Below are 24,455 nucleotides of genomic sequence, written 5' to 3' on the forward strand. Positions count from 1 at the left end.
ATGCCGTCCCCGCAGGAAACGCCCGTGAAGAGCGTCGTCGTCCCGTTCGAGCGCGAGAATCCGCCGGCCCCGCTCGGGCGGCTCCTGCGGCACGGGATGCCGGAGCGCTGGCAGGCGGCCGACCGCTCCGCCCACGCCCCTCACCTGGTGGCCGTCCCCGCCGACGACGGCGAGGACTGGACCGCCGCCGCGCTCGTGACGGCACGCCCACACACCGCCTATCTGAAGATCGTCGACGCCGTCGGAGACGTGCGGGCCGCCGTCGCGGCCGTCGTCGCCCACGCACGCGGCCGGGGGCTCGCGCAGGTCAAGTGGGAGGGATGGACGGCACGCCCCGAGGACGCCGCCGCCGCGGGCTTCGCCGCGCTGCGCCCTCCGCTCGCGCAGGCCGAGGACGCTGCCGGGCCCGCCACCGGGTACGTCCGCTGGCTGCACGACGGCGCGGTGGCCGAGCCCTCGTACGGGGCGGTGGCCGAATCCTCGTACGGCTCGGTGGCCGAGCCCCCCTACTACGGGCAGACCACGCACTTCACCTGCGGCGCCGTCACCGCCCTGGTCGCGCGGGCCCACGCGGGCGCGCTGCCGGTCGAGGCGCTCGACCGCCGGGCCGAGCTGACCCTGTGGCGCGACGCGACCAACCACCCCGCCTGCGAACCGGTCGGGCTGGGCGTCGCCGTACGCCGGGCGTGGCCCTCCTCTTCCGTCACGGTCCACCTCGACACGGACCGGCCCGTCCTGCTCGACCACCTTCCGGAGAACGAGCGGGAGTGGCGTGCCCTGCTCCAGGACACCTCGCGTACGGAGGCGGACCGGACCGGCGTCCCGGTCGACCCCCGCCACCTGACCCTGGCCGCGGTCCGGAGCGCGATCGGCCGGCGGGAGCAGGTGCTGCTGCTGGTCTCGCTCGACGGGATGCAGGGGTTCGACGTGCCGCACTGGGTGCTCTGCCACGGCGTGGTGCCCGGCGCCGTGGTGATCGAGGACCCGTGGGCCAACGCCTCGACGGGGGACACCTGGGTCGACGCCCATCTGCTGCCCGTGGCCGATCCGGCGCTGGACACGATGTCGGTCATCTCGGCGGACCGCTTCCGGGGCGCCGTGACCATCGGACCTCCGCGACCGCACGACCCGTCGTTCGCGTCCGCACCCGCCGAAGCCCCGTAGACCCCCTGAGCCCCCACCCGATGGCGGTGGGGTGTCCGCCGTCGGAGCCCGACCGCCGGGTACGGGTGGACGGAGATGCTCCGCCGCCGCGAAAACGGGCCGCCGCCATGTTTCACCCGTCTGCCGCCGCACGGTGCCGCGCGTGGCGGATCCGCCTCGGGCACCGTAGCCGTAGCGCTCGACGGGGGACGCGAACGGTGACCCCGGCGTGCGCGGTCACGCACAGGTGAGGCAGGGGAGCGAGCACGGGTGGGACGAGTGGCGGAAGCACCGGGGCACGCGGGCGGCGGCCACCCGGCTCACGTACACACCGCCCGTGAGCCGGGTACGGCGACCGGGAGCGTGAGCGGATGAACGGCTTCACGGCCGCGCTGTCCCTGCTGGCCCTCGCCCTTCTCGTGGTCGCCGGGGTCTACGGCGCCGCCCAGGCACTGCGCGTCTCGTCCGAACCGCTGGCCGCCCGGGCGTTCGGGTCCGGGCTCGATCCCACCGAGCACGCCGTCAGCCGCTTCCACATGCGCTGGTACACGGTCACGATGCTCTTCCTCGCCTTCGACATGGAGATGATCTTCATGTATCCGTGGACGCTCGTCATCTCGGTGACGGGCCCCGGCGCGGTGATCGAGATGTTCGTCTTCCTCGGTGTCCTGCTCAGCGGAGTCGTGTACGCGTGGCGGGAGGGGGCGCTGCGATGGGCCTGACGCGCTTACTGGTGCGGGCGGCGGCGGCCCGGCCCCGCGTGCTGCTGGTGACGACCCCCGGCGGGACGGCCGTGCGGCTGGCCGCCGAGAAGGAGTTGCGGTGCCGGGACTGGCCGACGGCGGCGACACCGGCCGGAGCCGACCTGATGCTGGTGGCGGGCCCCGGGTGCCGGGAGCTGGGACCGGCACTGGACCGGCTGTGGGAGGACACGCCCCGCCCCCGCGTACGCCTGCGGGCCGAGACGGCCGAGGACGTGGCGGCGGCCCTCGACGCGGGCCGCGCCCGGCTGGGCGCGACGGAGCACACGTACCCCGGCACCGGCCGCCCCGCGCGCACCGCCCCGACGCACGGGCGGGGCGAGGATTCCGGCCGTACGAGGACGGCGGGTGGAGAGCGGCACACGTCGGCGGGCGGAGACGCCGACGGCGGCATGGAGATGCCGGGCGGGCTGCCCATGGCCGAGGTGGGGGAGGACCGCGACGGTCTGGCCCTCGACCGTCTGCACGTACCCCTCGGGCCGTTCCTCGCCGACTGGCCGTCCGGGCTGATCGTCCACCTGGTGCTCCAGGGTGATGTCGTCCAGCGGGCCCGGCTCGGCGGCCCCTGCGGCAAAGGCACCGCCGAGCCGTTCTGGGCGCGGCCCTGGGCGCGGGCCGCCGAGGGTGAGCCGGTGCCCCTGGCCGAGGCCGCCCGGCGGCGTGCGGCGGCGCATCTGGACAGCCTGGGACGGTTGTTGGCGGTGGCGGGCTGGCCCGCCGAGGCCGTCACCGCCCGGCGGATCCGCGACGACCTGCTGGACCGCGCGCCCGCGGAGGCCGTACTGCCCAGGACCCTGCGGCTCCAACGCCGCGTCGGGCGGTCACGCACCCTGGACCGGCTGACCCGGGGCATCGGCACGCTGAGTACGGCCGACGCGCGGGCCGCCGGTGTGAGCGGTCCCGCCGCTCGGGCGGGTGGAGACGTACCGGCCCGCTACCGGCGGTGGCTCGCGGACGCCGTGGACGACGTGCGTCGACTGGACGACGTGCGCCGACTGGACGGCGTGCGCCGACTGGACGGCGGGGCCCTCCTCGATCCAACTGCCCCTGCTCCCACGGCTTCTCCCGCTCCCACGGCCCTCCTCGATCCCACGGCACAGGAGAGTCCACGGGGCCGGTGGGACGCCGGGCGGCCGCCGTCCGTCGCCCTGGCCGGGCTGCTGCCCCGGCTGCTGGAAGGCACCGAACTCGCCGCAGCCCGGCTCGTCGTCGCCGGTCTCGACCCGGATCCTGACGAACTGACCGCGCCGATCAGGGAGTTCGCGGGTGGTTGAGGCGGGGGCGTGGTGGACGCCGCTGGCAGCCCCGGCCCTGCTGCTCGGTCTCGCCGCGCTGGCCGTGGCCGGTGACGCGGCGCTGGACGCCAGGGGAGCCGGGCGGTCCGTCACCCCGGCCGGTGTGCTGAGGCCGTTCCTCGCCGTGCCGCGCGCCCTGGTCGAGCAGCCGCGGCGGCTCCCTGCCTCGGACCGGTGGCTGTGGCGCCTGGGGGTGGTCACCGTACCGGTGGCGGCGGTGCTGTCCACGCTGGTGATCCCGTTCGGGCACCACGTGGCCGCCGATCTGTCGGTGGGGGTGGTGTGGTTCAACGCCATGGAGGTGATGACCTGGGCCGGGCTGTGGCTGGCCGGCTGGGGTCCGAACGCCGCGTTCTCCCTGGTCGGCGGATACCGCTTCCTCGCCCAAGGCCTCGCGTACGAGCTGCCGTTGATGTTCGCGCTGATCTCGGCCGCCACCGGCGCCCGCTCCCTGCGCGTGTCCGGCATCGCGGAGGCGCAGCACGGCCTGTGGTACGCGGTGTGGATGCCGTTCGCCTTCGCCGTCTACCTGGCCGGGGTGCTCGCCTTCAGCTTCCTGGGCCCGTTCGCCTACCCGGCCGGCCGTGACATCGCGGACGGGGTGCTGGGCGAGACCTGCGGGGTGGACCAGCTGCTCCTGCGGGCCGGGCGGTGGCTGTGGCTGGCGGCCGGTGCGGCGATGGCGGTGCCGCTGTTCCTGGGCGGCGGCGCCGGTCCCTGGCTGCCGGCCTGGACGTGGTCGCTGGTCAAGACCCTGCTGGTGCTGGGGCTGTTGGTGTGGGTGATGCGGAGGCTGCCGGTGGTCCGCGCCGACCGGTACGTGGAGGTGGCCTGGGTGGTGCTCCTCCCGGCGGCGGTCGCGCAGGCGTTGGTCCCGGCCCTCGTCGGCCTCGGTGCGGGGTGAAGGAGCGTGTCATGGGTGTGACGAGCACGGTGCTGCTGTGGGTGCTGGGGGCATGCGCCCTGACCGGTGGCGTCCTGGTGTTCACGCTGAACTCGATGGCCCGGGTCACCTTCGCGCTGCTCGGGTCCCTGGTGTGCGTCGGCGGGGTGGTGACCGTGCTGGGACTGCCGTACCTCGGCGTGGTGACCGTGCTCATGATGGTCATGGAGATGCTGATCATGGCCGTGTTCATGATCGCCTACATGATGAATCCGGCCGGTCTGATGCCGATGTCGATGCTGCACAACACACGTGGGGCGCTGTTCGTCAGCGGCGCGATGTTCGCCGGGCTGGTGGCGGGGATCTTCCTGGTCCCCTGGCCCGGCCGTACGGGCACACGGCCCGAGGACACCACCTTCCAGGTGGGCGCCGCCCTGATGGGCGATCAGATGCTGACCATGGTCACGCTCGGGTTCGTCCTGCTGGCCACCATGGTCGGTACGACCGTGCTCGCCACCCGGCGCGGCCGGTACGACCGCTTCGGCGACGACCTCGACCGGCGGCCGGCCGAGGATCCGGGCGCTGGTCCCGGCCGGCGGCAGGCCGGGGGTCCGGCCGGCGGGGGAGCGGGCCGATGACGTTCCACCTCCTGCTGGTCCTCGCCGCGGGCCTCTTCTCGACCGGCCTGTTCGGCGCGCTCTCCCAGCAGTCCGTCGTCATGATCATGATGGGGATCGAGCTGATGATCGGCGGTGTCGTCGTCGCGGCTGCCGACTTCTGGCACTTCCTCTCCCCGGCGGCCGGCGGCGGACAGGTGGTGATCGTGGCGGCCGTGGTGGCGATGGCGGTCGAGATGGCGATGGGGTTCGCCGTCACCACCGCCCTCTACCGGGCCCGTCGGATCGACATGACCGACATGGCCGAGGACCTGAAGGGATGAGCGCGGTCCTCTGGCTCCTCGTCGCGCTTCCGCTGGGCGCCGGAGCGGTGCTCGCCGTGACCGGGCCGCGCCTGGACCGGTGGGTTCCCGCCGCCGGTGTGACGGCGGCCGTGGCGACGCTCGGTGCGGCGATCGCCGCCGCGCTGCTCCGCCCGACGGCCCGCGCGCCCCTGTTCGCGGGTACGGAGGCGGGGCTCGCGGTGGACGGTCTGTCCGCCGTCATGGTGGTCACCGTCGCCGCGGTCACCACCGCCGTGCTGGCCTTCGCGGTGGGGGAGCCCGGTTCCCGGGGCGAGCGCGGCCGGTTCTTCGGGCTGATGCTCCTCTTCTCCGGCGCCATGCTCGTCACCGTCACGGCGACCACGCTGGGGCCGCTGCTGATGGCCTGGGAGGTGATGGGCGCCACCAGTTGGGCGCTCATCGGCCACCGGTGGCGGCGGCCCGGGACGGCGGCGGCCGCCGATGTCGCGTTCCTGACCACCCGCGCCGCCGACCTGGGCCTCTACCTGGCGGCCGGCGCCGCCACGGCCGGGGGTGTCACCACCCTGCGACTCGACGCGCTGCCGCGGGCGGCCTCGCCGTGGCTCCATGTGCTCACTGCGGGCGTCGTCGTGGCCGCACTCGGCAAGTCCGCCCAACTGCCCTTCTCCTTCTGGCTGTCGAGGGCCATGCAGGGTCCCAGCGCGGTCTCCGCGCTGCTGCACTCCGCGACCATGGTCGCCGCGGGCGCCTACCTGCTGCTGCGTACGGCCCCGCTGCTGGAGACCACCGGCTGGGCCGGGCCGCTGGTCGCCTGGTCCGGCGCGGTCACCGCCCTGGCCCTGGGGCTGGTAGCGGTGGCCCAGACCGACCTGAAGCAACTGCTCGCGGCGTCCACCTCCGCCCAGGTCGGATTCATGGTGATGGCCGCGGGCAGTCACGGGGTGGCCGGGGGCACCACCCAGCTCGTCGCCCACGCCGCCACGAAGTCGGGCCTGTTCCTGGCCGCCGGGGCCTGGCTCACGGCGCTGGGCACCAAGCGGCTGCCGGCCCTGCGCGGCGCGGCGCGCACCCACCGGTTGGTCGGCGCGGCCTTCACCGTCGGCGCGCTCACGCTGGCCGGGCTGCCGCCCCTCTCGCTGTGGGCGGCCAAGGACCTCGTGCTCGCCGCCGCCCGGACCCGGGGGACCTGCCTGTACGCGGTGGGGCTCGCGGCGGCGGCCGTCGCCGCCGTCTACGGCGTCAAGGCCCTGTGGTACGTCACCCGCCCCCTCCCGCCGGATCCGGCGGCCGGATACGACACCGAGCGACCCGGCACCCGGCGGGTGTCCCGCGCCACCCCGGCTCCGCTCCTCGCCCTCACCTCGGCCGCGGCCCTGCTCGGGGTGCTGGCCCTGCCGGGACCGGCGTCCTGGCTGCGACGGCTGGTCGGCGCCGGGGGCGAACCGTCCCCCGAGGCCTGGGAGCTCGGCCTCTCGGCCGGTGTCGTGCTCACCGCCGCCGGGGCGGCCTGGTGGTGGGCCGCCCGCCCGGCACCCGCTCCGGGAGCCGCCGTGGCGCCCGTACCGCGTGCCGTCGTGCGGGGGGCCCGGAACTGGCTGTACCTGGAGCGGTTCGCCCGCACCGCGGTGGCCGGGCCCGTGCTGAGCCTGGCCAGGGCGCTGGCCGTCTTCGACGACCGGGTCATCGACGGAGCCGTGCGGCGGACCGCCCGGGGCGGCCTCGCGGCGGCCCGGCTCGCCCGCCGGGTGGACGACGACGGCATCGACGCGGCCGTACGCGCGCTCGCCTCCGGCACCCGGAGCCTGGGCCGGTGGGCGCGGCGCCCGCAGACCGGACTCCTGCACCAGTACTACGCCCAGGCCGCCGTGGGCTTCGCCGCGCTCGTCCTGATCATCCTGTTGGTGAGGTGACCCTGTGCTGAGCGTCGTCACGTTCTGGCCGCTGCTGGTGTGCGCGGTGCTGCTGCTCCTGCCGCGCACCCTCCCCGACCGGGCGTACCACCGGATCTGGATCGGCACCGCCGCCGCCGAACTGGCCCTGGTCATCGCGCTGTGGGCGGGTTTCGACACCGGCGGCGGGACGCAGTACGAGCAGCGGGCGCGCTGGATCCCCGGCGCGGGCGTCGGCTACCACGTGGGCGTGGACGGACTGTCCCTGCCGCTGGTGGCGCTGACCAGCCTGCTGTTCCTGGCCGTCGCCGTCTACTCGGCGCGCGAGCGGCGGCGGGTGCGGTCGTACGTCTGCCTGTTCCTCTTCCTCCAGACCGTCGGCACCGGCCTGTTCGTCGCCCTGGACCTGATCCTGTTCTTCGTCTACTTCGACCTGTCGATCGTCGGCATGTTCTTCGTGATCGCCGGATGGGGCCACGGCGAACGCGCCCGTGCCGCGGCCGTGACGTTCTTCCTCTACACCTTCCTCGGCTCCCTCGCCCTGCTGCTCGGGTTCATCGGCCTGTACCTGGCGGCCGACCCGCACACCTTCGACATCCTCGACCTCACCCGGGCCAACCCGCTCGCCGGACGCGGAACGTACGCGGGCCTGGTGCTGCTGGCCATCGGGGCCGGGCTGGCGGTCAAGACCCCGACCGTGCCGTTCCACACCTGGCTGCCCCCGGCGCACACCGAGGCCCCCGCGGCGGGCTCGGCGATCCTGGCCGGGGTCCTGCTGAAGATGGGCACCTACGGATTCGTGCGCATCGCCATGCCCCTGCTGCCGGGGAGCTGGCGCCGGTACGCGCTGGCGATCGCGGTCGTCGGGGCGGTGTCGGTGGTCTACGGGGCTCTGGTGGCCCTGGCGCAGACCGACTTCAAGCGGATGATCGCCTACACCTCCGTCAACCACATGGGGTACGTCGTCCTGGCCGTCGGCGCCGCCGGGACGCTCGCCGGTACCGACGCCCAGGCCCGCTCCCTCGCGGTGACCGGAGCGGTCACCCAGATGGTCAGCCACGGCCTGATCACCGGAGCCCTCTTCCTGCTCGCCGGTGTGCTCCACGACCGCGGCCGGACCTACGCGATGGACGCCTACTCGGGTCTGGCCGCGCACACACCGCGCTTCGCCGCGGTCACGGCCGTCGCCGCGTTCGCCGCGCTGGGCATCCCCGGCTTCTCCGGGTTCATCGCCGAGTTCCAGATCCTCACCGGGAGCCTGGCCTCCCAGGCGGTCGCCACCGCCGTCGCCCTCACCGGCATCCTGATCACCGCGGCCCTCTTCCTGACCGCGCTGCGGCGCATGTTCTTCGGCGCCCCGCGCCTGCCGGGGACGGTGCCCACCGGCGGCCTCGCGGATCTGCGCGCCACCGAGACCTGGTCCACCGGGCTGCTGCTCGCCGTCGCCCTGGTGATCGGCGTGGCACCGCGCTGGCTGCTGGACGTCGTCGAACCGGCCGGCCGCACCCTGACCGGGCTGGTCGCGCGGTGAACGAGGACCTGACCGCCCTCGTCCCCGAACTCGCCCTCCTGGGCGCCGCCGTCCTCGGCCTCCTCACCGGCTGCTGGCTGCCCCGCCGCCGTCAGTGGATCGTCGCCGTCCTCGCCGCCGTCGCCTGCGCGACCGGTCTGACCGCCACCGCCGTCACCCTCGCCTCCGGGCGCGAACAGACCGTCTTCTCGGGGACGTTCGCCGTGGACACCGCCACCGGCGTCGGCCGGCTCGCCGTCCTCACGGCCCTGCCGCTGGTCATCGCCATGTCCGTGGACACCGTACGGAACCATCCGCGCGAGACCGAGTACTGGGTCCTGCTGCTGCTGTCCGGCGCGGGCACGCTCGCCCTGACCGGTGCCGACGACCTGTTGATGCTGTTCGCCGCGTACCTGCTGGCCAGTCTGCCCGCCTACGCGCTCGCCGCGTTCGCCAAGGACGCCCGTGGTACCGAGGCAGCCCTGAAGTACTACCTGATGGGTGCGCTGCTCGGCACGGTCATGCTCGCCGGGACGGCCCTCCTGTACGGCGCCGGGCACACGACCCGCTACCGCGCGCTCGCCACGGCCCTGCCCCTGGCCCCCTACGGACTCGTCGCCGTCGGGCTCATCGGTGTCCTGGCCGGCCTGCTGTTCAAGGCGGGCGCGGTACCGGCCCACTTCTGGGTACCGGACGTCACCGAGGGCGCGCCCGTGCCGGTCGCGGCCTACGTCACCACCCTCCCCAAGATCGGCGCCCTGATCGCCGGTTACCGCCTCCTCCACCAGGCGCTTCCCGGCAGCGGCGTCAACTGGCCCCTGTTGCTCGCGGTCGTCGCCGCGCTCACCATGAGCCTGGGGAACCTGGCGGCGTTCTTCCAGACCTCCGTGACACGGCTGCTGGCCTACTCCACCATCAGCCAGGTCGGCTACCTCCTCATGGCCCTGGCCGTCGCCACCCGGAGCGACCTCGCCCAGAAGGGCCTGCTGTTCTACCTGCTCGCCTACGCCGTCACCAACCTCGGCGCCTTCGCCGTTGTCGCCGCACTGCCCCGGGCCCGTGCCCTCACCGACTACCGCGGCCTCGCCGCCAGGCACCCCGGCCTCGCGGCCGTCCTGGTGGTGTGCCTCCTCGGCCTGGTCGGCACCCCGCCCACCGGGGTCTTCCTCGGCAAGCTGGAACTCTTCAGCGCGGCCGTCGACGGGGGCTTCACCTGGCTCGCCGTCCTGGCGGTCGCCAACACCGTCGCCTCGCTCTTCTACTACCTGCGCTGGCTCGGCCCCCTCTTCGCCACCACCGGTGCGGCGCCCGCCGCCGTCCAGGCCGTACGGGGACGAGCGGCCGCCGCCACCGCCTGCACGGCGGCGGCCCTCTCCCTGGCGCTCGGCATCGGCGGGAGCGCCGTCCTCACACTCGCCGGGGGGCCGCTGGTGCCGTGAGGGGGCCCGGCTGTCGGCGTTCCGAGCGGCGCAAGGGTGTGAGGCGTACGGGGCGTTCGAGCTGATGGCGCGCCACTTGGACAATGGCATGTCGCTTTCAGCGAGATGCTCTACGCGAAGCTGTGTGAAGCCGTCGTGCGTGCGCAAGCCGCACAAGTCGTCCTCGGTCGCGGATAGAGGCGAGGCCTGTCCTACCAGAGGTTTCAGCGCAGGCTACGAAGTCGCGAAGACTTGGCTCTTCTGCTCACCCTATGCGCCAAGCTTGGGTCCGATGTAGGCGATCTCCAGAGTTCTTTCCATCGCAACGAGTCGGAAGTGCAGGCGGCCTGCGCCGGGCGTGAAGCGTCCGTGCCAGTCGTAGCAGCGGTTCTCGCCGGTGTCGTCCGGAAAATAGCACAGGCGTTTGCGCTGCACGTGTTCCGGCGTGATCTTCGCCCCCTGCCAGTGGGGGACAGCGGATTCGACCGGATTCCACCGCGCGGCCGACTCCTCCAGTCGCGCGAGCAGGCCCCGTACTTGAATGAATGCTGGTGGCTGGAGGGCTTTCAGGTCTTCCTGCACGCGGGAAAGGAACCGGAGCGAAGGAAAGAAGTCGGCCCTCTCCCCCCAAAGTCGCGCTGCCGAGTCGATCGCGTCTAGGCCGGTGGACCGGCCCCATTGTTCGTGCGGCTTGAGGTCCACCGGACGAGAACCGTGGCGTACGGACTCGATGGACTCGGCCACGAAGAGCTCGCCGTGGTCATCTTCGGTCAGCGTGCGGACCGTGACCTCCAACCATGGCCGGTGCCAGGCAACTGACACGGGAAGACTGACGCAGAGGCCGTCCATGAGATGGGCCGCACCCATCCCTTCGGCACCTCCTCCCGCGTACTCGTACTCGACCTCGCCGCGTGCCGTGTGCTGAGAGAGGACATCGGCGAAGGGGGACCGGTTGCGGAGGGCTTTGATGTATTGCCGCTCATTGCGATGCCGGTTGTCGGCGGCCCATTGCTGGTAGCAGTAGCCCTGGGCGAGCTCGGACTTGGTCAACGGGGTCCGGGTGACCAGTGCGATCTCACGCCATGAGCGTGCCTCGCGTAGTAGTCGGATCAACTCGTCCATCGCCGCGGCCACTTCCCCCGGCGACGCTTCGGACATGCAGGACCGCTCGTTGAGGAATAGCAGAAGTGGCATGCCCGCCCCCAGGTATGGTGATGGTGAATCGTGTCGGTTCTCGTTGAGGGCTGTTCAGTCCAGTAGCTGATCGAGGGAGTTCTCCCACTCGTCGAAGAATCCCTGAGGCCAATCGGACAGCATGCCGTCGTCTCCCATCCGGGGACTGACCACCCCAATGCCCTGCCCGTTGCGACGGAAGAAGTGTACGGCTGTTGCGGACGGTGCGATGCGGTCGTTCTTGACCGAGATACGCAGGCCGTTGAGGACATGGTCCGAGTGCGTCTCCACAATGAGCTGCGCACCGGCTGTGACGGCGGCCGTCGCCAGATAGGCCAACGAGGTCTGACCTTGCGGGTGGAGATGTGCTTCCGGATTCTCCAGGAGGATGAGTGATCCGGGCCGGGCGGTGAGGCATGCGACGACGATGGGCAGGGCGTAGGTGAGGCCGAACCCGACGTTGGTTGGCCGGTACCTGTTCGAGGCGTTCACTCCCGAGCCGAAGCCGTAGCTGAGCCTTACGGTGTCCGTGCCGTCGATGCCGATGGCCTCGAGATTGACTCCTGGGCAGAGTTGTTGCATCCATGCGTCGGTCTGCTTGAGCAGTGTGTGTGAGGCCGTTGACGGGTGGCGCAACGCCGTCTCCACCGGATCGTCCTGATGAACGCGCAGGTAGTTGGCCGTGTGTTCTCCCCGGGCGCCAAGGAACCCACGGCGTACAACCGCGTGGTGCGAGCGCGGGTAGCTGATGGCGGGGACGATGCGATCCGCCTTGAGGTACTGGAAACCAGGACCGAAGAGCTCGGGCAACGCCATTGCTAGACGTGTCTCCGCTGGAGGCGCATCGACCAGCTTGAGCAGATCGTCCTCCGAACCGTACGCGGCACGCCAGCTCAGGCCCGCCTGGGAGAGCCCAACAGGGAGGACGCCGAGACCGATGTCGGGATCGTCCTTTGTGTAGGCCTCGTGGCGTACGTCCTGACCGATACCCAGCTGAACGAACTCCCCGTTGAGGAGGAGCCCTGACTCGGAACCGTCTTCGAGGACCCCGGCCTCGTAGGACTGGCGCAACAGGGCGAGGGCTTGGAGGACCGTACTCTTGCCGGAGGAGTTCAGGCCGGTGAGCAGAGTGAACGGCGCGAGCGCGAGGTTCTGTCGGCCGAATGCCTTGAAATTGCTGATGGTGATTCGCTCAAGCATTCAGTACCTCCTGAAACATTTCGTCGAGCAGGCGAAAGCGGAGGCGTACCTTGTTGATATCGCCTGTGCCTGCGGAGACGGCATTGAAGAAATCGCCGTCGTCCATGAGGTCGAGGAATCCCTCTTCCACCTCTGCGTGTCGCTGCTGGAGAATGTCGATTTCGTGCGGTGCATACGTGGATAGGGTGACCGACTGGGATTCGAAGAGCGCCTTGTTTACAGGGGAACGTCTGTTCGTGTCACGGAATCTCTTGCGGAACGCATGGTCGCCAAGCACGGCGTGGCTCGCGTCCATGGCCGTGAGGAATCGTAGTCGCAGATGTTCTCGGGCTTCGGGGTCCAGGGAGTTGACCTGATGCATGGCCTGACGTAGGAACCTGTCGAAATCCCCGCTCGTGTATTCGTCGGGGGGAGTGAGTGAGAAGGCGACGAAGCGCAAGCACATTTCCCGGTCGGACATCCGCTCCGAGGAAACACTTCCCCCTGTTGCCTCCCGGAACGCATCAGAAGAAGCGAGGTGCGCGAGAAAAGTACGTGCGGGGCCGGGGATCAGGGCATGGCGGAGTTCCTGACGGGTGAGCGCCCGCCCGCCTGTGTTGATTCGGGCGAAGATGTTGAACTTGACTTCTTCTGGAGTGCCCCGCCGGATGAGGAGAACGACGAGTTCGGTTTCCTCTATCCGGGTCTGGAGGCGACCGGGCAGGTCGGTGAAGGTGCAGCCGTCGAACTCGGTGAGGTACTCCAGTCCCGTCAGACGCAACGGTTCACTGCCGATTGTTTCGGGGGCGACGAACCTTGCGATCGTGGAGAGGCGCTGGACGCCGTCCACGATGGCCCACGTGTCCTCCTCGCCTTCAGCCGCGTAGAGCGTCGGCAAGGTGATGCGCAGCAGCAGCGATTCGATGAGTCGGCTCTGGGCCTTCATGGTCCAGATGCCCGCCCGCCGCTGGAAGTCAGGGGCGAGGTCGATCGTCTTTCGTCTGATCCGGTTGAGGAGCAGACCGACAGTGGGATTGCGGGTCTGCACTTCAATCAGATCCGGATCGAAGGGACTGTCGATCCGCTCGCCGATGTCCTCGCGCTCCACGTCCGTGCTGAGACCCGTCTCGTCCAGTTCGACGGGGATCATTTCCTGGACGAGGCGTGCTCCGGGTGCGGTCGTACCATCACTCATGGGTTCTCTGAACCGCCTTTCCGTTGTCGGGCTCCATCGTCCACAGACGCATCGTATGCGGATCCCGTCGGCCGGCTTCGTGGCGGTCGATCGGTGGCATCGGACCATCTGGCGGAAGAGCCGAGTGGTTGGCTGTTCGGCGGAGTCCGCTCAGGGGCGGGGGTGGCCGCGTCGGAGCACGGGTGGCCCTGGGGGAGAGTGACCGACTCGGGGGAGGGGACAGTCCCCTGTCATCCCCTGGGGCGCCGCCGGGCCGGCGAAGCAGAAAGTGGGAGTGCACGATCCAGCGGAGGTGGTTGTGCTGCCACGGGCGGTCGGTGCGCAGAGCGTTTGGGTGGCCGGTCAGCTGTGTATCGGCCCCTGAAGACGGTAGTCCTTCGGAATGCCGTCAGTTGTCGACCGTTACGTGGAAGCACTGGGGGACGCGCTATGCGTCGTCCTGCCAGGTGCGTGCCCAGCTCCGTATCTCGCGCTCGGGGCAGCGGCACACCCTCTACGGTGGAGTTCTGGGCGCCGTCAAGGTGGAGAAAAGCCGCAGTTGGGCATATGCGGGACCGCCAAGCCGATTCACCCCGAGGTCGAGCTCCTTACGTCCACGGCGCCGTGCTGGACACATTCGGCGTGGTCGGCGAGCATCGCGAAGCAGGGCTGGAGCCCGCGTCGTGCGCGAGCGGCCGTGTGGCGCGGGATGAACATGCCGACGGGATGAGGCGTGCCACGACGGGCGACGACAGAGTGGAGATCGCTCGCCGTGTCCCCTCACCGGGCGACCGCGCAGCCGTTGCCGCGCGACGCACGGCGCTGGTGGGCCCAACCACGTCGTCCGTATCACTCCTTCATCGCCACCGGGCCGGGGAGCCCGGGGGCCGTGGGGGTACCGCCGCGGCGGCGTTCGGCGCGGTCGACGAGTCCGAGCAGGGGGCCGGTCATGGCCGTGGTCGTCAGGGCCATGATGACCAGGGCGAGGACCAGCGGCGAGGGCAGGATGCCGGCACGGTGTCCCGCTTCGAGCACGATCAGTTCGGTCAGGCCCCGGGTGTTCATCAGGACGCCCATCCTGCGGGCGGAACCGGAGGGCATGCCGGCGAGGCGGGCCCCGAGGTAGCCGCCGAGCAGCTTGCCCACGCAGCCCAGGACGAGCGTGGCGGTGATCAGCGTCCAGGACGCGGCGGAGAAGGCGTCGATGAGCACGGTGACGCCGGTGACCACGAAGAAGACCGGCGTCAGGGTCCGCCCGGCGTGCGAGACGGCGGCCACCGGCTTGGTCCAGGGGGCCAGGGCCTCGCCGGGGATCGCCAGGCCGACCATCGCGGCACCGACGATGGCGGTCATGCCCAGGCGCTCGGTCAGCAGGGCCGTCCCCATCGCGGCGCAGCCCAGGAGCACGGCGGTGGTCCTCGGCAACCGCAGGCAGAGCCGGCGCGCCGGGGCGGTGAGCAGGCCCAGGCGCAGCAGGAGCGCGCAGCCGCCGCCCGCGAGGAGGGCGAGGCCGGATCCCCAGAGGCCCGAGAGATCACCCGCGCCCAGTCCGATGGCGAGCGTGAGCATCATCCAGCCCAGGCTGTCCATGACCACGGCGGACGCCAGGGCGAACTGCCCTTCGGTCGTGTCGCTCATGCCCCGGTCGCCGAGGATCCGGGAGAGGACGGGCACCGCGGTGATGGACATGGCCACCGCGACCAGCAGGACGAAGGCGGGCATCGGGGCGTCGCCGCGGGCCGCCGTGTCGTCGGTGAGATGGATGAGCCCCACCAGGAGCAGGCCCGTGGTGAGGGGGAACACGAAAGCACCCGCGACCAGACCGGAGAGGGTGCGCTGCGATGGGCTGCCCGGCCCCGGCCGCAACTTGTGGGCGAGGCCCACCAGATAGAGCACCAGCCCCGTCTGGCCGACGAACTTCAGCACGTCGAGTACCTCGGCCGGCAGCAGCGTGTCGAACGCGGCCCGGTCGGAGAGCGCGAGCACGGCGGGGCCGATCAGCAGCCCCACCGTGACCTCTCCGACGACCTCGGGCTGGCGCAGCCACCGGGCGGCGGCCCGTCCCGCTCGGGCCAGGACCAGGACGACGGCGAGCGCCACGATCACGTGCACGGGATGGGACAGGAGGTTCGAGACGATGTCCATGGTTGCGTGAGGCCCTTCGTGGCCGTTCTGACGCGGTCAGACGAGGTGAAGACGCTGTGGAGCCGCGTGGGTCCGTGGCGTGGGGGTCACCGCCGCCGGATCTCCGGATAGCGGGCGGCGATCAGCTCGCTCGCGCGGGGGCCACGGGCGAAGACGAAGTCGGCGGTGTCGAGGTGACGGCCCGTCAGGCGGTCCACCACGACCGGGTCCGCCTCCACGCCGGTGGCGTTGTCCACCAGCAGCAGACTGCGCTCCTCCGGGGCCAGCCGGTGATTTCCCCACGCGGCCATGACCAGGATGAGCGGGCGGAGCGCCCGGCCGCGACCGGTGGGCCGGTACACCGGGTCGTCCGGGGACGAGGCCCCCTCCTCGGGAGTGAGGAGGTCCCTCGCCACCAGGTCGGCGATCCGGTCGGTCAGTACGTCGGCGGGCGTCGCCAGATTCCGGCGGATCGACGAGAAGCGGGTGTGACCGTCGAAGACCTCGTGCAGGATCTCCAGCGTCCACCAGGGGCCGACGGCCTCGACCGTACGTGCCAGCGGGCAGTCGGGAATCCGTGGCTTCGGGCCGGCCGGGTGTGCCGGTTGTGCCGGTTGTGCCGGTTGTGCCGCTTCGGCACGTCCGCCGTCCCGGGTGTTCAAGAGATCGCTCCTCACCGTCAGCTCCCATGGGTCGTCGGAATCGCCGGAATCGTCTGGTACCGCCGGGCGCCCCCGGCCGGTGGCCCCCGCGTGACGGCGGGCGCCTCCGGCCGGGGGCGGACACGTTCCGGCCCCTCACACGGCCGCACCGCCGGCCGCCGGACCGGTGCCGCCCGGGCCGGGCGGGGAGGTCTTCAGGGAGCCGTACCGCCGCATCCCGTACAGCAGCGGGCTCGACGGCCGGTCCGCCCGCACCTTCACCTGGAGCACCTCCCCGAAGACCACCACGTGGTCCCCGACGGACAGCGTCTCGCTGACCCGGCAGTCCGCGACCGTGTGGGCGTCCTCGACCAGGTGCGGCAGCCCGGACTCCGGTTCCCGGACCCACGCCACCTTCTCGAACCGGTCCGGCGCGCCGGAGGCGAAGAGGGTCGCCGCGCCCTCGGCCCGGTCGTGCAGGAGGTTGACCGCGAACGCCGACACCTGGAGCAGCGCGGCCAGCGTCGGGCTCTCGGCCCGCAGGCACACCAGCAGGGTCGGCGGCCGCAGGGCCACGCTGCACATCGACGAGCAGGTCATCCCCCAGGGCTCACCGTCCGGCGCGGTGGTCGTCACGACGGTGACTCCGGCCGGGTGCGTCGTCATGAGAGAGCGGAACTCCGCCTGATCGACGGGTGCGCGCGCGATCGTGCCGGTCACAGGGTTCGGCATGCTGTGCTACCTCCTCGCTCGGCCATGCCGCTGACTACGAACGTTTCCCTTTCAGCTTCGTGACGTGGGCCAGGTAGTCCCAGTGGCTCGGCAGCCGCTCGACCAGCGAGGCCGCCTGGTCGCGGACCTGACGCAGCTCCTTGGACGCGGCGGTGTCGTCCATCAGCGCCAGACCGGGCCGGGGACGGACGTCGAGACCACCGAGGCCCAGGATCATCGCGGTGTAGGAGTAGGGCTCGAAGCCGTGGTAGTACGGGAACACGGTGTCCGCGTCGGGCAGCTTGACCTTCCACTGCTCGATGCGCTCGGCCAGCGCGTCCGGCACCGTGCGGGCCTTGGCGTCCTGCCAGTACGCGTTGTTGTTGCGCTTGGCGGCGATGTAGTGGAGTACGAGGAACTCCCGTACGCCGTCCATGACGTTGGCCACCTGGCGGTTGTAGGACCGGCGCAGCTGGTGGTCGTCCCGGCCGCCGGGGAAGTGCTTCACCAGCTGCTCGATGCCGTTCTGGATGAAGAAGATCCCCGTCGACTCCAGCGGCTCCACGAACCCGCTGGACAGGCCGATGGCCACGACGTTGTTGACCCAGGAGTTCTCGCTCCGGCCGATCCGCATCTTGATGTGATTGGCCGTCAGGTCCTCGGACCCCGGCCCCACGAACGAGCGGAGGGTGCGTTCGGCCTCGTCCGGGGTGCAGTAGTCACTGGCGTAGACGTAGCCGGTGCCGATGCGGTCGGAGAGCGGGATCGTCCAGATCCAGCCGGCGTCCTGCGCGGTGGACCGCGTGTACGGGCCCATCCCCTGGTCGGACATCTCCATCGGCACCCGCAGGGCGACCGCGCTGTCGTTCGGCAGGCTGTCCTGGTAGGAGAGGAAGGGCACCTCCAGCCGTTTGTTGAGCAGCATCCCGCGGAACCCGGTGCAGTCGATGAAGAGGTCGCCCGCCAGGTCGCCGCTCTCCTTGGTGCGCACGTGCGTGACGTCGCCGCGCTCGTCCACCTCCGCGTGCACCACGTCGTCCAGCACGTGCCGGACCCCGCGGTCGGTGCCGTACCGGGTGAGGAGCTTGGCCAGCAGGGTGGCGTCGAACTGGTAGGCGTACGGGAACTGGGTGTTCTGCTCGGCCATGGTGGACCGGGACGCGTGCTCCGCCTCGTGCTCGACCGCGTCGAGCTCCAGCAGGCTGCCCTCCAACTGCCGGGGGGAGCGCTTGGCGTCGCAGAGCGCGGCGATCACCGAGCAGTCCTGGTCGTAGTCGTCGCTGGGCCGCTTGTGCAGCCACCAGTCGGCGAGGGACACGCCCTCCACGATGCGCGGCCGCTCGAAGGGGTGGTAGAAGTGGTGCCCCTCGGCCCGCCAGTTGTCGTAGCGGATGCCCAGCTTGTAGGTGGCGTGGCACTCCGGCATCCAGTCGGTCTCGGCGAGTCCGAGATACGAGAAGAAGTGCCGGATGGTGCTGAAGGACGCCTCCCCCACCCCGATCGTGGGCACGTTCTTCGATTCGACGAGCGTCACCGCGAGCTTGTCGCCGAAGGTCGCTTTCAGATACGAGGCGGTCATCCACCCCGCGGTCCCGCCGCCGACGATGACAACGCTTCTGGCCATGGTTCCCCTCACTTCTTCCGTGCTGACCCGACTTCAACCGTCCTGGCTCCCCGGGGCCCAAGTCCCGGGCCCGCGAAGGAGGATGATCTGGGAGGGACGCGCCCCGTCCTCCTCGTCTACCGGGAGGAACCCGCGCCCTCGTCACCGCACTCGTCGACGAACTCCAGGATCTTGCGCACCCCGGATTCGAGCGACGCCGGATCCACGCAGAACGCGACCCTGACCTGATGCCGTGCCCAGGGCGCGAAGTCGTGGGACCGGATGCGGCCCTGCTCGTCCACGTCGGGGCGCATGGCGAAGCCGTTCCCCGGTACGACGGCGACGCCCTTGCGTGCGAGCAACTCGGTCGCGAAGGTCTCGGCGTCCAGCCCCGTCCGGGCCACGTCCAGCATCGCGTACCAGCCGCCGGCCGGGAGTTCGTTCATCAGCCCGGCCCGGACCAGCGGCGACAGCGCCACGTCCCGGTTGCGCTGCACCAGCTTCCGGTTGGTCGCCGCGGCGTCGGCCCGGGTCTCCAGCGCGGCGATCCCCGCGTACTGCACCGGGGTCGAGGTGCCGATGATGTTGGCCTCCTGCGTCACCTTCATGACGTCGGCGGCGTGGTCGTTGGCCAGGGCGACGTAGCCCAGCCGGTAGCCGGTCATCGCGAAGCTCTTGGAGAAGCTGAAGACGCTGTGCACGATGCGCTCGGCGACCGGCACGTCGCGTTCGAGCGAGGCGACCGAGACGTGTTCGCCCTCGTACAGGAAGTGCTCGTACGCCTCGTCGCTGATGACGTGCCAGCCCCGGGCGCGGGCCAGCTCCAGCAGGGCACCGATCTCGTCGCGGTCCAGGACGACACCGGTGGGGTTCGCCGGCGAGTTGATCACCAGCACCCGGGTACGCGGGGTGGCGGCGGCCGCGATCGTCGCGGGGTCGGGCCGGAAGTTGTCACCGAGCGCGTACAGCACCGGCCGGAACCCGGCGAGCACGCTCTGCTGGAGGTGGACCGGCCAGTGCAGTTCCGGCAGCAGGATCTCGGCGCCGGGCTCGGCGAGCGACTGGAGCAGGGCGGCCAGACCCTGACACGAACCCGGCGAGATCAGCAGCCGGGAGACCGCGCTGTCCACACCGTTGTCGAGGCGGAGCTTCTCCACGGCCGCCGCGCGCAGCTCGGGCAGGCCCTCCACACCGGTGTACTTGGTCTCTCCGCGCCGCACCGCGTCCACGAAGGCGTCCGCGACGTTGTCGGCGGGGTCGAAGTACGGGTCACCGACGTGCAGCTTCACCACCTCGGTGCCGGACTCCTCCTCCTTCGCCTCCGCCGCGCGGAAGATGCGGTGCAGACACGAGGAGGGGATGGAACCGGCGGCGGACAAGATGTCTGAACTCACGCTCGTACCGTCCTTGTTCTGTCGGGGTTTGCGTCGGCCGTTCGGGGAGGTCGCGGGATGTGTCATGCCGTCCGGCCGCCGTCCACGGGGATCAGCGCCCCGGTGACCCAGCCGGACACCTCCGGGTCCAGCAGCAGGGACACCCACCGGCCGATCTCCGTGTCCTGGCCGAACCGCCCCATCGGGGTCGAGGCGAGGAGACCGACACGCAGGTGTTCGGTGCCCGCCCCGTCGAGACCGGTCTCGTGCCACATCGGCGTGTCCACCGGGCCGGGCATGACGGCGTTCACCCGGACGTCCGGGGCGAGTTCCCGCGCCAGCGAACGTGTGAGGCTGTTGAGGGCCGCCTTGCTCGCGCCGTAGAAGGCGCGCCCCGGCATGGAGAGCGCGCCGCCGACCGAGGAGATGTTGACGACGCTGCCGCGGTGGGCGCGCAGCTGCGGCAGCGCGCACCGGATCAGTTCGGCCGGAGCGCGCACGTTGACGGCGAGCATCGCGTCGAACAGCGCCGGGTCGGTCGTCTCCAGCTCACCGAACCGGGCCAGCCCCGCGTTGTTGACCACCGCGTCGAGCCTGCCGAAGGCCTCGGTCGCCGCCGCCACGATCCGCTCGGCCGCGCCCGGTGCGGAGACGTCCTCGGCCACCACCGTGACGGCGTCCCCGTAACGGTCCTTCAGCTCCCGCAGGGGCTCCTCGCGGCGTCCGACGGCGGTCACACCGGCGCCGGACTTCAGCACGCACTCCGTGATGCCCCGGCCGATACCGGTGGCCGCGCCGGTGATCACGACGGACTGTGCGGTACTCATCGCAGGACCTCGCTCTCCGCGAGAACCGCGGTGATGTCGTCGATCAGCTCGGCCGGGTGGGAGAGGAACCGGAAGTGCCCGCCGGGCAGGGCGCGTACGTCGAAGCGGCCGGCGGCCACGGCGTCCCAGGCGCCGGCCCGCGCGGCGTCCACCAGCGGGTCCCCGGTGTTGTGGTAGCAGCGGATCCGGCAGTCCAGCGGTTCGGCGCCGGCCGGAGGCCGGTAGGTCTCGTGGAGCGTGATGTCCGACCGCAGGACCGGCAGCAGCAGTTCCCGCAGCTCCGGGTCGTCCGCGATCTCCGGCGCGATCCCGCCGAGGTCCCGCAGCGCCTGCCACAGCTCCTCGTCGTCCGCCCGGTGCGTCGTCCCGCCGCCGGCCGCCAGGGGCGCGGGCGCGCCCGACAGGAACAGGGCGCGCGGGGGCGTGCCGAGGTCCCGCATGGCCCGTGCGGTCTCGTACGCGACCAGGGCGCCCAGGCTGTGACCGAACAGGACGCAGCGAGCCGGATCCAGCCGGGACAGCTCCCGCGCGACGTGTGCGCCGATCTCCGCGATGCTGCCGGCCGGCGCCTCGGCGATCCGGTCGGCGTGACCGGGATACTGCGCGGCGAGCAGCTCCATGTCCCCGGGCATCGCCGGCGACCAGGCACGATAGGTCGCCGCCGAACCGCCGGAGTGCGGAAAGCAGACCAGCCGGCCGGCCGGGCCCGTCACACCGCCGAGGGCCCGCAACCAGCCTCGGTCACGCGTTCGTATGGGATTCACGCCACCGAGCTTCACCGAACCCCCGGCCCGGTCGCGGCAATCTGTCAAAGCTCTGTCGGGCTCGCCTGGGCACCCGCACCAGTGCCCGAACCTGAAGGTGTCGCACCCTAGGAGGACACATGCTCGACGGGTTCGTGCCCTGGCCCACCGGCTTCGCCGACCGCTACCGCCGTGCCGGCTACTGGCGCGGTCTCTCCCTGCGGCAGCTGTTCGCCGACAGCGCCGGACGCCGGCCGGACAAGACCGCCGCGGTGGACGCGCACCACCGCGTCACCTACGCGGAGCTGGCCGAGGAGGCCGACCGGATCGCGTCGGGCCTGCTGGCCCTCGGCGTCCGCGGCCGCGACCGGGTGGTGGTGCACCTGCCGAACCGGATCAGCTTCCTGTCCACCGTCATCGCCCTGGCCGGCATCGGCGCCATCCCGGTCCTGGCGCTGCCCGGTCACCGCCGCGACGAGATCCTGCATCTGGCGCGCGCCTCCGAGGCGGTGGCCTACATCGGCCCCGACCGGTTCCAGGGCTTCGACTTCCGGGCGCTGGCCCGTGACGTCCGCCGGGACGTGCCCGGCCTGCGGCACGTGGTGATCGACGGCCAGGCGGAGGAGTTCACCCCGCTGTCGGAGCTGGCGCGCTCCGGCGTACGGGAACTGCCCCCCGTCGACTCGTCCGAGGTGGCGCTGCTCCTGCTGTCGGGCGGAACCACCGGAGTGCCCAAGCTGATCCCGCGCACCCACGACGACTACGCGTACAACATCGCCGCGTGCGCCCGGGTGGTGGAGTTCGACGACACCGGGGTCTACCTCGCCGCGAACCCCGTGCCGCACAACGCCGCGCTCGGCTGCCCCGGCGCGCTGGGGGCGGTGCTCCTCGGCGGTAAGGCCGTGCTGGCCGCCAACCCCAGCCCCGACCACGTGTTCCCGCTGATCCGGGACGAGGGCGTCACCCTCACCACGCTGGTGCCCGCGCTGGCGCTGCTGTGGGCGGAGGCCGCCCGCGCCACGCCGATCGACATGAGCGGCATGATCATGCAGGTGGGCAGCTCCAAGTTCGGACCGGCCGCGGCGGAGCGGGTGAGCGGGAGCCTGGGCTGCCGCATCGCGAACGTGTACGGCATCGGCGAGGGCCTGATCACCCACACACGCCTGGACGATCCGCCGGAGGTCGTCTTCGGCACGGAGGGCAGGCCGGTGTGCCCGGACGACGAGATCAGGATCGTCGACGCCGACGAGAAGGACGTCGCCGTCGGGGTCACCGGTGAACTGCTCACCCGCGGCCCGTACACCATCCGCGGCTACTTCGCGGCGCCGGAACACAACCGCCGGTCCTTCACCGAGGACGGCTTCTACCGCTCCGGCGACCTGGCGCGGCTGACCGAGGACGGCAACGTCGTCATCGAGGGCCGGCTGAAGGACATCATCCACCACCTCGGGGAGAAGGTCTCGGCGGAGGAGGTCGAGGGACACGTCCTGACCTACCCCGGAGTCCGGGACACCGCTGTGGTCGGCGTCCCGGACGGCGACCTCGACGAACGTGTCGTGGTGTTCGCCGTCCTCGGCGACGACGCGGACGGCGAGGCGGCGCCGGTCACACTGCGCTCGGTCAGGGAGCACATGCGCGCGCGGGGACTGGCGTCCTACAAGATGCCGGACGAGGTGGTCGTCGTACCCGACCTCCCCCGCACCCCGGTGGGCAAGATCGACAAGAACGCGTTGCGGGCCTCGCGCCGCGAACGCCAGACGGTCTGAGAGCCGCCCCGAAGTCCCGTATCCCCCGCGTGGACTTCGGGGCACCGGGCCCGGTACCCGTACCGGGCCCGCACCCCCCGCCTCCCTCTTCTCCGCCTCGCGGTGTTCCGTGTCCGGCCCGGAGCCCCACCCCCGCGCCACGGCTGATTCCTGACCGTTCCGGCATCACAAGGAAACGGATCCCCATCGGAAGAGTTGGTTCACATGCACCGCACGGCAGAGACAGACGTGAGTTCCGAGGAACGCAACGAGAGAATCGGGCGGCTCGACCCGTTGCGGCTGGACGACGACGTCCGCGCGTTACCCAAGATGAACGAAGCCGCTGACGTCCCGGCGCTGGTGGACGTCCTGCGCGGGGCGCTCCCCTCCGAGGAGAGCGTCGCCGCCTTCACGGTGCCGGAATGCCTCGCCGCCATGCGTGATCTGGGCATGTACCTCGGCAGCCTCAAACGGCACGGTGTGTCGGCCTTCGACGCCATCCCGGAGGCGACCCGTTCGTTCGAACTCCTGGGCCTGCGGACCCATATGATCCCGCGCGACACCGTGTACCACTACACGTGCTGGAACCCGGTGGGCGCACGGGAGCGCCTCTACAGCGGCCACCCCATGGAGAGGCACCTCATCGACGCGGTACGCCGCTGCGTCCCGGACCTCGCCCGCGCCGTCGAGGCCGGGCGGGTGCTGCGCGCCGAGGAACCGGGCAGCGCGGCGCACGCCGACGCGATGGCGGCCCTCGCCGGGCACATCACGGCGGCCGACCGGGCGATGGGCCGGGTGAACGCGCACGTCACCCCCGAGTTCTTCGCCCTCGTGCTCAGACCGTACTTCGAGGACGTGCGCATAGCGGGCCGAAGATACATGGGGCCGGCCGCCGCCCATGTCCCCCTCTTCCTCCTGGACCTGCTGCTCTGGGCGTCGGACCGGGGCAGCGGGCAGTACCGGGGCTTCTGCCACGAGGTCGCCCTCCAGACGCTCCCCGACTGGCAGGAGCTGTACGCGGAGTGGACCGCGGGGCCGTCCGTCACCACGCGGGTCGTCGCGGCGCTCGACGGCCCCTCCCCACCACCCGGGACCGGCCACGTCCTGGCCGGTGCCGAGGGGCTGCGGCAGGCTCTCCGGTCGCTCACCTCGTTCCGCGGGAAGCACCTGGTGATGGCCCGGCGCGCCTACCACGCGGAGGTCAGGCTCTACGAACTGGGCAGCGGCGGCGGCAGCGTGGGCCTCCTCGAGGAGATCCTCGCCCTGACACGGCAGAACGGTGCCGTGGTCGGTCCGGCCGCCGCCCGTACCGCCCCCCGTGCCACGACACCGAAGGAGTGA

Annotated in this window: 21 protein-coding genes; 11 read left to right on the forward strand and 10 right to left on the reverse strand. The window is 71.5% G+C overall.

Annotated elements, in window-relative coordinates; translation table 11 throughout:
* The 9 genes from B9S64_RS25495 (at nucleotide 1) to B9S64_RS25535 (ending at nucleotide 9,842) form a co-directional block, all read left to right on the forward strand.
* Entirely contained in the window at nucleotides 1-1,164 is a 1,164-nt protein-coding gene (locus B9S64_RS25495) for a peptidase C39 family protein (protein ID WP_103489200.1), read from the forward strand.
* A gap of 350 nt (nucleotides 1,165-1,514) precedes the next feature.
* Nucleotides 1,515-1,865, forward strand: coding sequence for an NADH-quinone oxidoreductase subunit A (locus B9S64_RS25500; protein ID WP_103489201.1), 351 nt, complete (start codon nucleotides 1,515-1,517; stop codon nucleotides 1,863-1,865).
* A complete protein-coding gene (locus B9S64_RS25505; protein ID WP_109492123.1) occupies nucleotides 1,856-3,178 on the forward strand; it encodes a hypothetical protein in 1,323 nt (440 codons plus the stop codon). Before B9S64_RS25500 ends, B9S64_RS25505 begins: the two co-directional genes overlap by 10 nt.
* Complete coding sequence (locus B9S64_RS25510; RefSeq protein WP_103493827.1) at nucleotides 3,171-4,103, forward strand: NADH-quinone oxidoreductase subunit H; 933 nt, start codon at nucleotides 3,171-3,173, stop codon at nucleotides 4,101-4,103. The genes B9S64_RS25505 and B9S64_RS25510 overlap by 8 nt, the downstream gene beginning before the upstream one ends.
* An 11-nt stretch (nucleotides 4,104-4,114) precedes the next feature.
* Complete coding sequence (locus B9S64_RS25515; protein ID WP_103493826.1) at nucleotides 4,115-4,720, forward strand: NADH-quinone oxidoreductase subunit J; 606 nt, start codon at nucleotides 4,115-4,117, stop codon at nucleotides 4,718-4,720.
* Nucleotides 4,717-5,022 carry an NADH-quinone oxidoreductase subunit K gene (locus tag B9S64_RS25520; protein ID WP_103493825.1) on the forward strand — a complete coding sequence of 102 codons (306 nt, stop codon included), beginning with the start codon at nucleotides 4,717-4,719 and terminating at the stop codon, nucleotides 5,020-5,022. The genes B9S64_RS25515 and B9S64_RS25520 overlap by 4 nt, the downstream gene beginning before the upstream one ends.
* A complete protein-coding gene (locus B9S64_RS25525; protein ID WP_103493824.1) occupies nucleotides 5,019-6,914 on the forward strand; it encodes a proton-conducting transporter membrane subunit in 1,896 nt (631 codons plus the stop codon). Before B9S64_RS25520 ends, B9S64_RS25525 begins: the two co-directional genes overlap by 4 nt.
* Before the next feature lie 4 nt (nucleotides 6,915-6,918).
* Nucleotides 6,919-8,424 carry a NuoM family protein gene (locus B9S64_RS25530; RefSeq protein WP_103493823.1) on the forward strand — a complete coding sequence of 502 codons (1,506 nt, stop codon included), beginning with the start codon at nucleotides 6,919-6,921 and terminating at the stop codon, nucleotides 8,422-8,424.
* Complete coding sequence (locus B9S64_RS25535; RefSeq protein WP_103493822.1) at nucleotides 8,421-9,842, forward strand: NADH-quinone oxidoreductase subunit N; 1,422 nt, start codon at nucleotides 8,421-8,423, stop codon at nucleotides 9,840-9,842. The genes B9S64_RS25530 and B9S64_RS25535 overlap by 4 nt, the downstream gene beginning before the upstream one ends.
* 249 nt (nucleotides 9,843-10,091) lie before the next feature.
* Here B9S64_RS25535 and B9S64_RS25540 read toward each other — a convergent pair whose 3' ends face one another.
* The 10 genes from B9S64_RS25540 to B9S64_RS25585 all read right to left on the reverse strand — a co-directional run bounded on the left by B9S64_RS25540 (nucleotide 10,092) and on the right by B9S64_RS25585 (nucleotide 21,390).
* The gene (locus B9S64_RS25540; RefSeq protein WP_103493821.1) at nucleotides 10,092-10,979 is read right to left on the reverse strand and encodes a hypothetical protein; all 888 of its coding nucleotides are present in this window, start codon (nucleotides 10,977-10,979) and stop codon (nucleotides 10,092-10,094) included.
* A 90-nt stretch (nucleotides 10,980-11,069) separates the two neighbouring features.
* The gene (locus B9S64_RS25545) at nucleotides 11,070-12,194 is read right to left on the reverse strand and encodes a DUF3696 domain-containing protein (RefSeq protein ID WP_103493820.1); all 1,125 of its coding nucleotides are present in this window, start codon (nucleotides 12,192-12,194) and stop codon (nucleotides 11,070-11,072) included.
* A complete protein-coding gene (locus B9S64_RS25550) occupies nucleotides 12,187-13,368 on the reverse strand; it encodes a DUF262 domain-containing protein (protein WP_103493819.1) in 1,182 nt (393 codons plus the stop codon). Before B9S64_RS25550 ends, B9S64_RS25545 begins: the two co-directional genes overlap by 8 nt.
* A gap of 828 nt (nucleotides 13,369-14,196) precedes the next feature.
* Nucleotides 14,197-15,492 carry a cation:proton antiporter gene (locus B9S64_RS25555; RefSeq protein ID WP_103493818.1) on the reverse strand — a complete coding sequence of 432 codons (1,296 nt, stop codon included), beginning with the start codon at nucleotides 15,490-15,492 and terminating at the stop codon, nucleotides 14,197-14,199.
* 86 nt (nucleotides 15,493-15,578) lie between these two features.
* A complete protein-coding gene (locus B9S64_RS25560) occupies nucleotides 15,579-16,133 on the reverse strand; it encodes a helix-turn-helix domain-containing protein (protein WP_219818820.1) in 555 nt (184 codons plus the stop codon).
* A 135-nt stretch (nucleotides 16,134-16,268) separates the two neighbouring features.
* The gene (locus B9S64_RS25565) at nucleotides 16,269-16,844 is read right to left on the reverse strand and encodes a flavin reductase family protein (RefSeq protein WP_103493817.1); all 576 of its coding nucleotides are present in this window, start codon (nucleotides 16,842-16,844) and stop codon (nucleotides 16,269-16,271) included.
* 34 nt (nucleotides 16,845-16,878) lie between these two features.
* Nucleotides 16,879-18,447 carry a tryptophan halogenase family protein gene (locus B9S64_RS25570; protein ID WP_103493816.1) on the reverse strand — a complete coding sequence of 523 codons (1,569 nt, stop codon included), beginning with the start codon at nucleotides 18,445-18,447 and terminating at the stop codon, nucleotides 16,879-16,881.
* Nucleotides 18,448-18,563: 116 nt separating this feature from the next.
* Nucleotides 18,564-19,820 (reverse strand): pyridoxal phosphate-dependent aminotransferase, encoded by a 1,257-nt coding sequence (locus tag B9S64_RS25575; RefSeq protein WP_258038079.1) that lies wholly within the window; start codon nucleotides 19,818-19,820, stop codon nucleotides 18,564-18,566.
* Between the two features lie 62 nt (nucleotides 19,821-19,882).
* Nucleotides 19,883-20,626 (reverse strand): SDR family NAD(P)-dependent oxidoreductase, encoded by a 744-nt coding sequence (locus tag B9S64_RS25580; protein ID WP_103493814.1) that lies wholly within the window; start codon nucleotides 20,624-20,626, stop codon nucleotides 19,883-19,885.
* Nucleotides 20,623-21,390 (reverse strand): thioesterase II family protein, encoded by a 768-nt coding sequence (locus B9S64_RS25585; RefSeq protein WP_181012469.1) that lies wholly within the window; start codon nucleotides 21,388-21,390, stop codon nucleotides 20,623-20,625. The genes B9S64_RS25580 and B9S64_RS25585 overlap by 4 nt, the downstream gene beginning before the upstream one ends.
* A gap of 119 nt (nucleotides 21,391-21,509) precedes the next feature.
* Here B9S64_RS25585 and B9S64_RS25590 point away from each other — a divergent pair, with 119 nt between their 5' ends.
* The gene (locus B9S64_RS25590; protein ID WP_103493812.1) at nucleotides 21,510-23,135 is read left to right on the forward strand and encodes a (2,3-dihydroxybenzoyl)adenylate synthase; all 1,626 of its coding nucleotides are present in this window, start codon (nucleotides 21,510-21,512) and stop codon (nucleotides 23,133-23,135) included.
* A gap of 228 nt (nucleotides 23,136-23,363) precedes the next feature.
* Nucleotides 23,364-24,455 carry a monodechloroaminopyrrolnitrin synthase PrnB family protein gene (locus B9S64_RS25595; protein WP_181012468.1) on the forward strand — a complete coding sequence of 364 codons (1,092 nt, stop codon included), beginning with the start codon at nucleotides 23,364-23,366 and terminating at the stop codon, nucleotides 24,453-24,455.

The organism is Streptomyces sp. SM18, from assembly GCF_002910775.2.
Classification (GTDB): Bacteria; Actinomycetota; Actinomycetes; order Streptomycetales; family Streptomycetaceae; genus Streptomyces; species Streptomyces halstedii.